Annotated in this window: 10 protein-coding genes; 3 read left to right on the top strand and 7 right to left on the bottom strand. The window is 54.8% G+C overall.

Annotated features, from left to right (window positions below):
- Window positions 1-32: 32 nt before the first annotated feature.
- Window positions 33-1,829: a pectate lyase family protein gene (locus tag B4B27_RS10700; RefSeq protein WP_290726344.1), complete on the bottom strand. Its 1,797-nt coding sequence runs from the start codon at window positions 1,827-1,829 to the stop codon at window positions 33-35.
- Window positions 1,830-2,056: 227 nt separating this feature from the next.
- On the bottom strand, window positions 2,057-3,214 hold the full coding sequence (locus B4B27_RS10695) for an FprA family A-type flavoprotein (protein ID WP_290726342.1): 1,158 nt from the start codon (window positions 3,212-3,214) through the stop codon (window positions 2,057-2,059).
- A gap of 54 nt (window positions 3,215-3,268) precedes the next feature.
- Here B4B27_RS10695 and polA point away from each other — a divergent pair, with 54 nt between their 5' ends.
- Complete coding sequence (polA, locus tag B4B27_RS10690) at window positions 3,269-6,103, top strand: DNA polymerase I (protein ID WP_290726340.1); 2,835 nt, start codon at window positions 3,269-3,271, stop codon at window positions 6,101-6,103.
- Here the strand turns inward: polA and B4B27_RS10685 are convergent.
- Entirely contained in the window at window positions 6,100-9,177 is a 3,078-nt protein-coding gene (locus B4B27_RS10685) for an FISUMP domain-containing protein (protein ID WP_290726338.1), read from the bottom strand. The genes polA and B4B27_RS10685 overlap by 4 nt on opposite strands.
- A gap of 27 nt (window positions 9,178-9,204) precedes the next feature.
- Window positions 9,205-10,071, bottom strand: a complete 867-nt coding sequence (locus B4B27_RS10680; RefSeq protein WP_290726441.1) for an FISUMP domain-containing protein — start codon at window positions 10,069-10,071, stop codon at window positions 9,205-9,207.
- 362 nt (window positions 10,072-10,433) lie between these two features.
- Between B4B27_RS10680 and prfA the strand changes: the two genes are divergently transcribed.
- Together prfA and prmC are read left to right on the top strand one after the other, a co-directional pair.
- Window positions 10,434-11,501, top strand: a complete 1,068-nt coding sequence (gene prfA / locus B4B27_RS10675) for a peptide chain release factor 1 (protein WP_290726336.1) — start codon at window positions 10,434-10,436, stop codon at window positions 11,499-11,501.
- Between the two features lie 43 nt (window positions 11,502-11,544).
- Window positions 11,545-12,480, top strand: coding sequence for a peptide chain release factor N(5)-glutamine methyltransferase (gene prmC, locus B4B27_RS10670; protein ID WP_290726334.1), 936 nt, complete (start codon window positions 11,545-11,547; stop codon window positions 12,478-12,480).
- Between the two features lie 4 nt (window positions 12,481-12,484).
- Here the strand turns inward: prmC and B4B27_RS10665 are convergent, their stop codons facing one another.
- The 3 genes from B4B27_RS10665 to B4B27_RS10655 all read right to left on the bottom strand — a co-directional run bounded on the left by B4B27_RS10665 (window position 12,485) and on the right by B4B27_RS10655 (window position 15,163).
- A complete protein-coding gene (locus tag B4B27_RS10665; RefSeq protein WP_173381751.1) occupies window positions 12,485-12,670 on the bottom strand; it encodes a hypothetical protein in 186 nt (61 codons plus the stop codon).
- 135 nt (window positions 12,671-12,805) lie between these two features.
- The gene (locus B4B27_RS10660; protein WP_290726331.1) at window positions 12,806-13,240 is read right to left on the bottom strand and encodes a septal ring lytic transglycosylase RlpA family protein; all 435 of its coding nucleotides are present in this window, start codon (window positions 13,238-13,240) and stop codon (window positions 12,806-12,808) included.
- A 9-nt stretch (window positions 13,241-13,249) separates the two neighbouring features.
- Entirely contained in the window at window positions 13,250-15,163 is a 1,914-nt protein-coding gene (locus tag B4B27_RS10655; RefSeq protein WP_173381750.1) for a tetratricopeptide repeat protein, read from the bottom strand.
- Between the last annotated feature and the right edge of the window lie 25 nt (window positions 15,164-15,188).

Raw genomic sequence — 15,188 nt, 5'->3', positions numbered from 1 at the left:
GACGCCGGTATTTTGGAGGAGAAATTTTTCGTTTAGCGGGCATTCACGCGCATGGTGCGCGGGCCGATTTTCAGTATAAACGTCCCCGTATGCGGGAGTAGCGCCGACTCGACGGAAGTCGCTATGCGTTTGGTCAAGAGCAGGCGGCCCTGCATGTCGAAAATCGCCATCGTATTGCCCGCTGCATTCTGGACTTGCAACACGCGACCTGCGGTAGAGACCGTGAACTGCGGGGCAAAACCCGTTCCGCGAATTGCATCGGAAGCCTCGCTGCTGCTGGACGTCACTTCGGCAGGTTCAGTGACCTTGTTGCTACTGCTGGACACACTTGTCTCGCTATCGCTCGACTGCGGTGTGACGCTACTGCTGGACTTTGCAGAGGAACTCGATGCAGGCGCCGTGCCGTTCCCCGTCACGGTAATGGTCCCGCTCTTCGAGGCATTCGTCGTAGCACCCGTTGTCGTTACGGTAAACTTGTATGCACCCGGCGCAGCCGTCGCAGAGACCGTTCCCGAAATGTAGAAGTCAGAACCCTTGAGCGTACCCGACACGCCATCCGGAAGCCCCGTCACTGTGGCACCCGTCGCGCCCGCAATCGTGTAGTAGAATTCCGTAACCGCAGCGCCCTGGGCAACCTCCTGGTTTGCACTGCCCGAGCCATGCTTGGTGAGGCTAGCCTCGCCCGCAACAGTCCCCTGCGACGAGCTGGACTTTGCGACACTGCTGCTCGACTTCACGGAAGAACTCGATGCCACGCTGGAGCTCGACTTTGCGCTACTGGAACTTGCCGGAGTCACCACAGACGATGCACCCGGATCCGGGAGTGTAGCTCCTGCATACAACTTAATGGAATCGCGCAGGGCATAGGCCTTCGCCTGCGTGCTTACGTCGGTGAGGCTCATGGAATAGCTCGGCTTGAACGCCGTGCCCGTCCCCGACTGCGGCTTCTTCACGTTTTCCTCGTAATTTTCGATCATCTGCGCCGCAGTGATGGCACCGTCGCTCGTGTAGAGGTCAAGTGCCTTCTGCACGCCGACGAACACATTCCTTTCGATGCGGATATCCGCCTCGATGGCAGCACGCACGCAGTAGCTCGCGTCCTTGCTGTCGAAGAGGTTGTTCGCCACATGCACCTTGCCAAAACGCACGCGCGGCATGCGTTCCACCACGCCGTCCGCCCACCACGTATGGTGAATCGTCACGTTCAGGTGTCCGCGGTCGCTCGTCTTTGTCTTGCTGTTGCCAATCAAGTTGCTGAACTGGTGTCCGGTCGATGCCGAGGTGTAGCTGAACTTGGTCCACGAAATCGTCACGTAGTCCGAGGCGTTGGTAATGTCCAGGTTGCCGTCGTGACCGTCGTAGACATCCACGTGGTCAATCCACACATTCTTGGATTCGTGATTCACCTGGAGGCAATCCTCGTCATCATCGTCGTGCGCGCCGACGCCCTTGAATTTCAGGTTGCGGATGATGACGTTCTTCGAGCCGCTCAGTTTCATGGCGCTGCCCGAAGTGGGCTGCGCGATGATGGCGCCCTGGTAACCGTAAATCGTCACGTTGCTGCCGACCTCGACGGGGCCCATGTACGTCCCCGGCTTCACATAAATAATCTTGTTGCCCGCCTTGGCGTAGCTCTTAAGGTCACTCACGTTGTCCACCGTGACCTCGGAATAGCCCTTGCCACCCGTGGTGCCGCCATTCTGCGTGGCAAATCCCGCCATCGGGAAATCCGGCGAGGTGACCGCGAACGCGGAAGTCGCCGTACCGACAACCGTCGCCCCGCACACAAGCAGCGCCGAGAGCGACATTTTCAACGAATTACAACCCATAACATCCATCCTTTTTTTGAGTCGCGGACAACCCGCCCGCATTGTTCTCAAAATTTTTCTCAAAATTTATATTCAAAAAAGGAAAAAGTCAATAGGAAATTTTATCATTTTACCGCTCTTTCGCCCGTAATTAGCCATAAAACAAACAAAAATGGCGAAATTCAAAGAAATTCGCCATTCCCAAAATGTTCTCAAAATTTATTTTACAAAGACAACTACGGCGTTTTCTACACCATCTCGGCCACGAGCTTGTCAAGCGCCGCTTCGGATTCGGTGTTGAGCGTCGACTTCACCGTCACCACGGTTTCGGCGAGCGTCACGTTCTTGAGCGTGGCGAGGATTTCGGTCATCTTCTTGGCGGCCATCGGAGCCCAGGTGCCGTTTTCCATGACACCCACCTTGCGGTTGCTGTAATTCTTTGCCTTCAGGTGATTCAGGAAATCTTCCATCACCGGGAAAAGGCCCGCATCGTACGTGGGAGCTGCCACCACCATGCGATCGTAACGGAAAGCATCTTCGATAACTTCGGCCATGTCGCTGCGGGCAAGGTCAGAGACCACAACTTTTTCGACACCGGCTGCCTTGAGCTTTTCGCCGAGCAATTCCGCGGCCTTCTTGGTTCCGCCGTAAATAGAGGCATACGCCACAAGCACGCCCTTGTCTTCGGGAGCGTAGCTGCTCCAGGTGTTGTACTTATCGATGTAATAGCCGAGGTTTTCGGTGAGCACCGGACCGTGCAACGGGCAAATCGTCTTGATGTCGAGCGCGGCAGCCTTCTTGAGCACCGCCTGCACCTGGTTGCCGTACTTGCCCACGATATTGAAGTAGTAGCGGCGGGCTTCACACGCCCAGTCGTCCGGATCGGCATCGTACACGCCGAACTTGCCGAACGCATCGGCCGAGAACAAGACCTTTTCACTCTGCTCGTAGCTGAACAGCACTTCGGGCCAGTGCACCATCGGAGCTCCAATGAACTGGAGCGTATGCTTGCCGAGCGCAAGCGTATCGCCTTCCTTCACGGTCTGTTTCTTGACCGATTCAGGGAGTGCCATGAACTGCGGCAACAGTGCGAACGCCTTTGCAGACGCCACAAGCGTCGCTTCTGGGTACTTCGCGACAAAGTCCGCAATGCCGCCGGCATGATCCGGTTCCAGGTGGTGAATCACGAGGTAATCCGGCTTGCGACCCGCGAGAGCAGCATCCAGATTGGCAAGCCACTCGCCCACCTTGTGGGCATCGACCGTGTCGGTCACGGCAATCTTTTCGTCCACAATCACATACGAATTGTACGCCATGCCCTCGGGCACCACGTACTGGCCTTCGAATAAATCCAAATCGCGGTCATCGACACCGATGTACTTGATATTTTCGCTAAAGTTCTTCATGATTTATCCTCTTGTTTTACAAACACGAATATAACAAATTTCTACATTCAAAGCATGCCTGAAAAGACTTTACTATTGCTCGACTCCTACGCGCTTGCGTTCCGCATGTTTTACGCCTACTCGCAAAACCCGCTCAAGAACAGCCAAGGCGAAGACGTTTCCATGATGCACGGTTACTGGGGTGCGGTGCTCCGCATTTTGGCCAAGCACAAGCCGACGCATTTTGCGATTGCACGCGATGTCGCGCACACTAAGACTTTCAGGCACGAACTTTACCCCGACTACAAGGCCAATCGCGGGCCCATGCCCGAAGAGATGGCGGCGCAGATGCCGCTGCTGGGAGAAAGCCTTGAAGCGAGCGGAATCCCACTCCTCTCGGAACCGGGTTACGAAGCGGACGATGTGATGGCAAGTACCGCGGTAGCCGCAGTCGAAGCAGGTTTCGACAGCGTCGTGATTCTCAGTAAAGACAAGGACATGTCGCAAATCGTAACCGACAAGATTCACCTTTTCCATCTGACGAAGGGTGCCGACGGTATTGACTTTGGCCCAGAACAGGTGCTTGAAAAGTACGGGCTTCCGCCGGAGAAAATCCGCGACTACCTGGCGCTCATGGGTGATGCGAGCGACAATGTTCCCGGCGTGCCGAAGGTGGGGCCCAAGACGGCCATCCAGTTGCTGAACGATTACGGCGACATGGACAACTTGTACGCGAATCTCGACAAGATTACCAAGAAGGGCCTGCACGACAATTTGGCGAACAACCGCGAAAAGGCTTTCCTCAGCCGCGAACTGGTGACGCTCCAGACCAAGCGCGCCTTTAGCGGAAATTTAGATGCGCTTGAATACAACGGCCTGCACGTGGACACCTTGGCGCAGATGTTCAAGGACCACGAAATCAACAGCCTGTTGCGCCTGCTTGAGAAAGTTCCGAGCAAGTCGGGATTCGTGCGAGAAGGTTCTGATGGCGTGGAAGGCGTCGATAATTCAACGGACGCAGAAGTGGAACGCGCAGATTTTGCAGTTGATGTTCCTCCCCCGTATATTTGCGTCGATACCGATGAAGTCTTCGAGCAGATGAAGGCGGAATTTTCCGCATCGTCTTTGATTGGCGTAGACACCGAAACAGACGGCCTCGACCCGATGCAGTGCGGCCTCGTGGGAATGTGCCTCGCCTCCGCCGACAGCGATGGCAAGGTTGCGAAGGGCTACTACATTCCCCTTGCGCACACCGACGAAATCGGGTTCTCGCTCCCCGCGGGCAAGGGCGGCAACTTCGACTTCAACAAGGCGAAGGAGTGGTTCAAGGAATTTTTCGCGGGCGCGACATCCCAGCGCGCGTTCGTTTTCCACAACGCAAAATTCGACTTGCATGTTCTCGCACGCGCGTTCAAGATTCCGCAATCCGTTATCGACAACGCAAACATCATCGACACGCTGATTGCCGCCTGGATGCTTTCGCCGGGGCAATCTGGCCTCGGACTCGACAACCAGGTGATGCAGCGCCTGCAGCACGAGATGATCCCGATAGAAAATCTTATTGGCCGCGGCAAAAACCAGATTACGTTTAACCGCGCGCCCATCAAGGACGCCACCGAATACGGCGCCGAAGATGCAGTCTACACGCTCCGCCTTTGGAAGCCGCTCAAGCAGGAACTCGAAAAGCTCGACTACGTGAAGTACTTCTTCGCGCAGGAGATGCCCCTCCTGAAGGTATTGTACCAGATGGAATCCGTAGGGGTCGCGATTGATGTTCCGGCCCTCAAAACGCTGGAACAGGAACTTGCCCGCCGCATCGAAAACCTGGAAAAGGAAATCTGCGACATGGCGGGAGTCGAGTTCAACATCGGCTCGCCAAAGCAACTGGGCGATGTGCTTTTCGATACACTCGGGCTTCCCGAAATCAAGAAGCGCAGTACCGACGCCGTGGTTCTCGAAGAACTCAGCTACAAGGCGCCACACCCGATTGTTTTTGCCGTCATCGAGTACCGCGAACTCAAGAAAATGCAGAGCACCTACATTTCGGTGCTCCCGACGCTCATCAATCCGGATACGCGCCGCATCCACACGAGCTTTATCCAGTGGGGTACCGCGACAGGCCGCCTTTCGAGCCGCGATCCGAACCTGCAGAACATTCCCGTACGCAGCGACTTGGGCAAGAAGATTCGCGCAGCATTCATCCCGCAGAGTAAGGACAACGTAATCCTTGCGGTAGACTACTCGCAGATTGAACTCAGAATGCTTGCGCACCTGAGTGGCGATGCCGCGCTCATCGAAAGCTACAAGGAAGGCATCGACATTCACGCCCGCACAGCAGCAGCAATTTACGGGGTGGATCTCGACGCCGTCACGAGCGATATGCGCCGCGATGCAAAGGTGGTGAATTTCGGCGTACTCTACGGGATGACGGCTTTCCGCCTCGCCCGTGACCTAAAAATCCCGATGTCGCAGGCAAGGGATTTTATCGACGGTTACTTCGGGATGTACCAGGGTGTACAGCAGTTTATCGAAGATACCAAGGCGGCCGCCCACCGAGACGGCTACGTAGAAACCCTATCGGGCCGCCGCCGCTACATTGCGGGCATCGACAGCAGCGACCGCATGGAATCGCAGATGGCAGAACGCATGGCCGTGAATACTCCTGTGCAAGGCTCCGCCGCCGACCTCATCAAGATTGCGATGATCCGCATCCAGAAGCGAATCAACGAAGAAAACCTTCCGCTCAAAATGATGCTGCAGGTGCACGACGAACTCGTGTTCGAATGCCCCCGCGACCAGGTGGAAACGATGGCCCAGATGGTGAAATCCGAGATGGAAGGCGCCATGCAGCTGAAGGTCCCGCTCGTCGCAAGCGTCGGCTTCGGCGAAAACTGGCTAGAAGCGCATTAATCCTTTATGCAGCGGATGCTATACGCATCCGATACCACGCCTCCCGAAACGGAGCTCGTAACAAAGTTTACTTCCTCGCTGGACAAATAGAACGCTTCATACTCGTTCAGCGAGCAGTCCTGTGCATACCAGAACCACGCTTGTCGCGTAGCATCTCCATACGAACCCACTTCATACATGATTCCGCCAGGGAGTGCCGTAAAACCAAGCACATCAGTTCCGTTCCTGCTATGTCCCGTATTATCGGACCAGCCTTCCTTCGCCCGCAAACCATTCTGCGGGTCACCACCCATAAGCACTATAAAATTGTACAGGTTCATCCAATCCGATATCGACGGCAAACGCCAACCCGCAGGGCATACCTGGCTGGACAATTCGCAGGAATAGAACGAGCCGTAGGTGTCGCACTGATCAGCCTCATTGTCGTAGCACCAGCGGTTTCCTTCCAGTTCGGGATTTGCGACAGAATCCCTGTAGTCCAGGTTTTCGGCCATCCATGTCTGGCCCCAGATGTCAATTGTCTTGTACACCCTGCCGTCGCGCGCATCCGTGAACGAGCCATATTCCCACGCGGTCGAATCTATTTTCCAGCCCTCTTCGCTGCACACGAAATGCGTGTTGTTCACCATGATTTTTTTGCCGTAGATATAACTGGTACAGCCTAAATTCAATCGCATTTCCCTTTCCGTGGGCAACCGGAATCCACCATTTTCGCATACGTAGACGCGTCCAGTCGCATTATCATGCTTGTTATGGAAAGTACCATCACCATATAGCCCTGTCGCACTACACTCATCCCGGTCTTCGTAGGTATCGTTGTATATCAGCGGAGCCGTCTCCCATTGCATGTGAACCGCACGCCACGACACGTAGCGACACACATAGTATTCACCTGCATACTTCACCTTGGACGTATCACCCTCTACCATGCACGGGGTGCCTCCCAAAGCATAGAGGACGCTATCCATCTTGGTTCCCTCGCGCCAATGGCCATCCTGAAACACACAGTAGCGGCCATTTGACGGGCATTTCACGACAGTGCCCTCGTCGAAATCGGTACCCAACATTATCTGGTCCACAGTGGAATCCATTGTCCCCACCCAAGTGCCATTATCGCAAGTGTACCATACGGATTTAGACGACCTCGACAATTCCCCCTGTCGCGCCGCAGTACAGCCACCAAGTCCTAACTTGCAGTTGGAACTATCGCGTTCATACCAGGCACCATTATCGTAAACATAGCACATACGCGGATCAGAGCCATCCCACAGCGTTTTGCCTTCCACCGCACCCGTCCACTTGAACTCGTTATATTCGTCATAGTTCATCATATGCCAGCCGTCTTCTTCGCAGACATAGTAGACCATGTTGTTATATCTCGCGACCCTGTGCAAATTTTCCTCATCGCACGCAGAAAGCGTTTCGTAATCCTGCACGCAACGGACCGGGAATCGTGAAGTCGAATCATGCAACTTCGACAACCCTGTTCCCGTATTTGAAAAAAAGATGTCATACGGGTATCTGCCCTGGGAATCCTTGTCATACGAACTCGTCCAATAACTCACGCCCAGCAGTCCGGCAGGCCTTGCCGCAAAACCGCGTTTATCCAGTTCAGATTGTGACGTGCTACCTATACTCCTGAACAAGTAATCCCACTCTTCCTTGCTCGGAAGGTGCCATCCGGCCGGACACGCGGTCTTCGCCTCGTTCCAACTATATGCAGTATCGCCATAATTCAGGTTTTCCGCCATCCAGTTCTGGATATCAATCCTCACATACCGGTAGATTCGTCCATCACGGTTATCCATCAGCTTATAGTACCGTGCACTTTCATCACCATCGAAAAGTTTCCATTTGACACCATCGCAGAAGTACACATTGTTCGTATCGACAACGCCATGTACAATCCGTCCAAAGTAAGTGCACCTCTGACCCTGCGTATCCTTTTCGAAATCGCTCAGGGTATCGACAACCGTAGTGTCCGCGACGCCAGCGGTATCTACAACCGAAGTGTCCGCTACCTGCGCCGTGTCCTTGACATCCGTCGTGTCAGAATCATCCTCCAAGTATTCTTCCGACACCCACTTCCCGTTTTGGCATACAAAATAAACACCTTCCATTGCGCTTTTCGGGTTCATATTGCGTCGCGCCTCGTTCTCGCGTTTTCCATCGCACACATCGAACCCATAAGCCATCCACCAAAAATTGTCCACATACTTTTCAAATGCCGGGACCTTCTTGGACATCTTCCACGAAGCGACCGTTTCACGGATTGAGTCGAGACCGCCTTCCATGCTCTGGTTTGCCGCCCAGTCGGCTATTTTCACGATGGTCGACTTGTCGTTCCATTCGCCATCTTTCTCGATATCAAAAACCATATCCGAAAGGCGTTCCGAAAGTTTCGATTCCTCACCAGCGCCCCCTTTGGGATTCCCCAAGCTGAAGGGGCCGGATTCCGTATTCAAGCATCCAAGCACAAGCACATTCATGGCAAGCAGAGCCGCGCTCCCATCCCCGTTCCCAAAGGCATTCAGATCCTCCGCCAGTCCAAAGTCTCCCTTGATACCAAATGCGGCCATCACCTCGCGTTCGGCCTGCGCTTTCGCTTCGGAGAACGACATGTGTTTCACGGTGACAAGGTAAAGCACGCGTGCGTATTCCAGATGGGTCAGCAAGTTCACATTCACCGAATCACGCTCGGACAAATCCGTCACCGCATACAACGTCACAGACGATTTGGTCTTTGCGCCCGTCAGTTCATTCCTGAAAAGGCCACTGGCCTCAAGTATGGCATACGGAGATTCAAACTCGTCGAAGGTGACCGAATAGGCTCCCGAATCGTTTTGCACCTTTCCTTCGTAATGGTTTCCCGTAAGCAACAGCACGCCCGCATCAAGTTCATGCACGGAGACGGACGCGCCCTGCGCATAGGGGCCTTTCTGAACCACGCCCGAAATCGTCCTCTCGGTCGCAACCGGAGTTCCCGTTTTTCCACCGGAACTTTCGTCATCGCCACATGCGACAAGCAAAAAGAATAGGAATAAGGAAACGAGCCTCTTGCTCCCAAAAAACATTCTAACCCACCTTCAACGCAAAAGCGCCTACCTGGAAATATAGGTATTTTCCCTGTTTTTTAGGCAACGGAGATTTGCAAATCCGAGTCTCGGTTCAATACGCGAGAATTCAAAGCCCTGCCAGGTTTTCTTTACAGAGGCACCGTATTTTACTGTAAAGCCCAAGCCCTCGATATCGTACACGCACTGGTGGCGGCCTTTTTCAAAGATATCCCTGCATTTCGAAATATTGGCGTCCGCCGTCCAATAAGACATGTCCCCTCCTGTCAAGCTATTGGGGAGCATGGAGAATCCATACGAATCCAGGCACTGGTCATTTCCGTTTTCATCAAGCGGCCATGCGCCCTTCTTGCAGAGGTGTTTCACGATTTCCTCCTCGATGACACACTGCATATCCCATACATTGAAGCGGCACCTTTCTCCATGCCTACAGTCAAAGACGTCCTTCCGGCCCTTTCGCCACCTGCTGTAAGACGCATCCAGTTCGTCATTGATCCGAGACTTCGCTTTCGTGTCATCCGCTTCGTAGGCTTTTGCATAATCGCGGAACAGGCTATAGCTGCGGAATTTCACCATATCCATGGCAACATAAGAAATCAGATCCTCCCATTCCGCACGGGTCGGGACATGAAAACCTACAGGGCAAACCCCGCGATGATTTTCCTTGATGTCAGGTTTTTCGATAAAATCCTGATAGATCAGCGCCCGCAAATTCAGGTCCATCATTACGAACCAGGAATTCGCTTCGCCGCTAGGGACTGCGTACGAAAGCCGATCCATGGCCACACTGGTGATATTGGACAAATCCTCGTTCCCTACAAGTGCTACGCCATATTTTCCCGTAAGTCCTTCCCCGAAGAGCACGTTATGGTCCATCCACTCCTGACGTCCTATCCTTACGGTCTTGACAAGGCCAATTCACACGGTAATTGCACGTCCGAAACGCATCCTCGCCATTGTACATTCCATAGCTGCCCAGCATTTTCGACACCTGATTCTGCAAGAGGCCCTGAGTTGCGCCAAATTCTTTCGAAAGTCCCAGATTATCTATTTTATCCAAAATGGCATTGGACGTCCGGATTAAGGGTTCGACACTATTTCTCCTTTCAGGATTTCCATGCCGCTCATCGAACCGGAAACGACCCTCTACAAATTCATAGTCGGGATGTTGTCTATAAAAGCATAGCAGGATTCCGAGCGACCATTTCAAGATAGGCCTATACTAAAGTATATAAATTTTTTTAGATTTGGGCACGATGAAAGACAAGGCTCAAAAACTGATCGAAAAGTACGAGGAACTGGAATCGGAACTCGGGAACCCGGACGTTCTCGCCGACCAGGCCCGCTACAACAAGATTCACAAGCAGTACAAGGGTATCGAGAAGGCCGTACAAAAGGCGAAGGAATACCTTCAGATGGTAAACGACCTCGCCGAATACAAGGCGGCACTCGGCGACCCGGATCCCGAGATGGTCGCGATGGCCAAAGCCGAGATTTCGGACATCGAGAAGAAGCTGCCGGGCGTGACCGACGAGCTGCAGATACTGATGGTGCCGAAGGATCCGTGGGACTACCGCAACGCGACGCTCGAAATCCGCGGCGGTACCGGCGGCGACGAATCGGCGCTCTTCGCGGGCGACCTGTTCCGCATGTACCAGGGCTACTGCAGCCGCATGGGCTGGAAGATGACCATCCAGGATGCGAGCGAAGGCACCGTGGGCGGCTACAAGGAAATCCGCGTGTTCATTGAAGGCGACAGCGTCTACGGCACGCTCAAGTTCGAAAGCGGCGTGCACCGCGTGCAGCGCGTGCCCGAGACCGAGGCGCAGGGCCGCGTCCACACCTCGGCGGCAACAGTGGCGATTCTCCCCGAAGCAGAAGAAGTCGACGTGGAAATCCGCGAAGCCGACATCCACATGGACACCTACCGTTCTTCGGGTGCGGGCGGCCAGTACATCAACAAGACGGACTCAGCCGTGCGACTCACCCACATCCCGACGGGCGTGGTGGTGAGCTGCCAGACCGAACGCAGCCAGCTGCAGAACAGGCTCCACGCCATGGAAATGCTGCGCTCCAAGATCCTCGACGCGGTCATCGCGAAGAAGGAACAGGAAGAAGCCGCCAGCCGCAAGGCCCTCGTGGGCACCGGCGACCGCAGCGCGAAAATCCGCACCTACAACTTCCCGCAGAACCGCGTGACCGACCACCGCATCGGCCTTACCCTGTACAACCTGGACAAGGTCATCACCGGCGACCTGGATGAAATCATCAACGGGCTCCAGATGGCGAACGCGCAGGAGAAACTCGGGAAGTTCACCGCTTAAAGGAGATGTCCGCCTTCGCGGGCATAACAAGAAAATGCCGCAAATGACCGTACTTGAAATCCTCAATCGCACGAAGGTCTTCTTCGAAAAGAAGGGCGTGCCCGATGCGCGGCTGGATGCGGAATACATCATCAGCCATGGTCTCGGCATGAAAAACCGCATGGACCTGTACCTGAACTTCGAGAAGCCCCTGACCGCAGCCGAACTCGACACGCTCCGCCCGCTGGTGGCGCGCCGCGCGAACCGCGAGCCGCTGCAGCACATCATTGGCGATACGAGTTTCCGCGGGCACATCATCAAGTGCGACACGCGTGCACTGGTCCCGCGCCCGGAAACCGAGGAACTCGTCGACATGGCGAAGAAATCACTGGAAGGCGTAACCGCCCCTTTCGTGGTTGAAGTGGGTACGGGAACGGGCGCAATCGCAATCGCCTGCGCAAAAGAAATCGAAGGTGCAAAAGTACTCGCAACGGACATTTCCGAAGACGCGCTCGCACTTGCCCGCGAAAATGCAGAAGCGAACGGGCTCGGAGAAAGCACCGAAGGCGCAAGCCTCACCTTCGCGCAGGGCGACCTGCTTGACGCCGTAACGGGCGACATCGTGGCGAAGATTGTCGGCGCTTCGGCTGGTTCGGCGGGCTCACCAACCTTATCAGCGACCTTGCCTAAAATCAGCTGCCTCATCGCGAACCTCCCCTACATTCCCGACAGCGAGAAGGGGAAACTCCAGCCCGAGGTGGACAAGTTCGACCCGGAACTCGCCCTCTACGGCGGGCCCGACGGTCTCACGCTCGTGCGCAAGATGCTCCAGCAGACCGAAGGCAAGCTGAACGCGGGCGCCCCGATTTTCCTCGAAATCGGTTCGGAACAGGCCCCCATGCTCGAGGCGGAAGCCCCCCAATATCCCTGGCTCGAATTTACCGGAAGCCACAAGGACTTCTGCGGAAACGTGCGTTTCGTCAGCTACAAGGCTAAATAGGGCCCTACATTCCAACCGCGCAACCGAGTGCAGAAAGCACGTAGGTTTCGCTTTCGCCCATGCGGTAGAACGAAAGCAGTTCGGAATCATCGACAAGGCCGTCCGAAAAACCGTTCAGTTGCAGCTGTTCGCCAATGCGGCGCTTGAACATCGAGAAACCGGAATCCCAGGGACTGACTCTTTTAACCATATTTTACCTCTTTTTTTCGAAGAGGAGCACACAAACGCATAAGTGCTTCTCTGTGCAGTAAAATATAGAATCACGCAATGTCAAATAATGACATTCGTCATTATTTTCTGATTTTTGTTTTCGGAGGCGGGAATGTCACTCCACGACGGTCGCAACCACCTCGGCGTGGCCGACCTTGTCAAGGCCTATCTTTTTCCCGGCGGCAACACTCAAGTCGAGGATGCGGCCGTCGACGTATGGGCCCCGGTCGTTCACGCGCACCACGACGTTGCTGCCGTTGTCGACGCGCACCACCTTCAGCTTTGTACCGAAGGGCAGGCTCTTGTGCGCACAGGTGTAGTCTTCCTGGTCAAAGATTTCTCCGCTCGCCGTCTGCTTGCCATGGAATCCGGGGCCGTAATAGCTCGCCTCCCCCCGAATTTTCAGGCCGATTTCGGCTTTTTCGCCAGACGCGTAATGCTTTTCGGGGAACCGCACGTAGCCCTTGCGCGATGCGATTTTCGCATTGCCCGCCGCACATCCCGAAAGAAGGACCGCGACACATGCCAAGAAAACTAGAAGAGTGCGCACAGGCCTACCCTACTCGAAATCGTACATGCTGTTGTACGTATTCTCGAGCACCTCGTCTTCCTTGGTCTTGACCTCGGCCTGCTTTTCTTCAGGCTTCTTGCTAAGGTTCTGGTAATACTGCGCCGAAAGCTGCTCTATGTGCTCGACGCTTTCCTTCACGCGCTTGCGCAAGCGTTCGAGGTCGGAATCCGACGTCTTGAGTCTCGTATTCAGGACCTTCGCCGCTTCCTGGCCCCACGGAGTGCGGCCATGCTTGTCGCGAAGGGTCTTGTAGATTGCCACCGCGCTATCCAGGCGCTCCGGATTCATGCGATAGTAGATAGCCTTCATGTAGAGGGCCTGGATTCCCGATTCCGTGTCCGGATATTCGTTGTAGAGGCTGTCGAATACGGCAAAGGCATTCGCATACGCCGTATCCACGAGTTCCATCTGGTCGAGAGGAATTTCCGTCGCCACCGTCCAGAGGCTCTCCGCGCGCATGTAGATTTCGCGGGCCTCGTCGTCGCGGGTCTTGATGGTCACCTTCATGCCCAGGTTCGCCTGCGCCTGCTTTGCGTACTCGGTACCCGGGAACTTCTCGATAACTTCCTTGTAGAGTTCTTCCGCCTTGTCCTCGTCACCCTTGAACTCGTCGTAGATAAAGGCACGCGCATAGGTCGCCCTCAAGACCTTCACCGAGTCATCCGTCGTCTCGATAATTTCTGTAAGCCTAGCAATCGCGCTGTCCACTTCGGAAAGCTTGAACAGGAACAGTTCCGCAATCGCGAACTCCACGCCGAAAAAGTGGTCCATGTTGGGAATCGAATCCTTCTGCTTCATGTCATCGCTCTGGTTCCTGAGCGTGACAAGCTTGCGCAGGGCATCGCGGCGTTCGCGGCTCATCTTGCCCCATTCCGAAATCGTCCTCGAGATAAAGCTGCTGTCGTAGTAGACCATCGCCTGTTCGTAATTGAGCTTCTTGGTCTGCTCGTAGTCGCCGAGGTTAAAGTAGCTGCGGGCCGCATTCGTCGACTTCGGGTATTCCGTGTTCACCTTCTGGAAGATGACAAAAGCGTCGGGATAGCGGTCGCCGAGCAAAGTCGCCTCACCGATACGCACCAGGTAATCGCCCTTCTTCGCCTCATATTCCGGATTCTTGTAGAGTTCCTTGTATTCGTCGGCGCCCTTCAGGTATTCCTTCTTGTTGATGAGGCATTCCGCAGCCTGTTCGCCCGCCGTCTGTCTTTCGCGCACGGTCAGCTGTTCGATTTCGGGAGCCTTGTAATGTTCCCGCGCCTTGTCCCAGTTTTCCTTTTTGTAGTAGAGCCCCGCCAACCGGAAGTGCGCCTTCGCCCGCATGAAGGGCGTCCCCGCCGTATCGGCCAGCACCGCTTCCAAGGCGGCAATGGCCTGGTCCGGATGTTCCGATTTTTCGTCCAGAAGCGAAAGCAGGTTCAGCCCCTGGAAATAGTAAGGATGGTCCTTGCTTGCAATGACAGGTTCCAAGGCAAACCGGCTGATGTTGTATTCCTGGTTCTTGTAAAGGCAGTAGGCACGCTGGTATTCCACCGTGCGCATGGAATCGTGGTCGGCGAAATAGCGTTCAAACTCGTCGTACTTGATTATCGCCTTGCCCCATTCGCCCTTGTGACGGAAGGATTCCCCGATAAGGAACACGGCTTCGGCAGTGCGCTTCTTGTTCTTGGGAAAACGTTCGAGGACGCGGGAGCCCTTCTCGATGACCTTGTCGTATTTCTGGCGTTCTTCGCTAGACGGCGAAGACGCTTCCGCATCGGGCACGCTATCCAGACGCGCCGTCCGCATCTCGGTCGCCTCGTCGTACAGGCGTTCCGCGTTAAACATGTGGTTCAGGTATGCGCAACACGTGCAGCCCTCGAACAGAAAGGCGGCAAAAACGAGCACGATATAGCGGATGCGCAACATATGTGTAAAAATACAAAATTAGCCA

It is taken from the genome of Fibrobacter sp. UBA2449, from assembly GCF_002342555.1.
GTDB lineage: Bacteria > Fibrobacterota > Fibrobacteria > Fibrobacterales > Fibrobacteraceae > Fibrobacter.
Note: the sequence above shows the minus strand (reverse complement) of the source record. Positions and strands in the feature narration are given on the sequence as shown.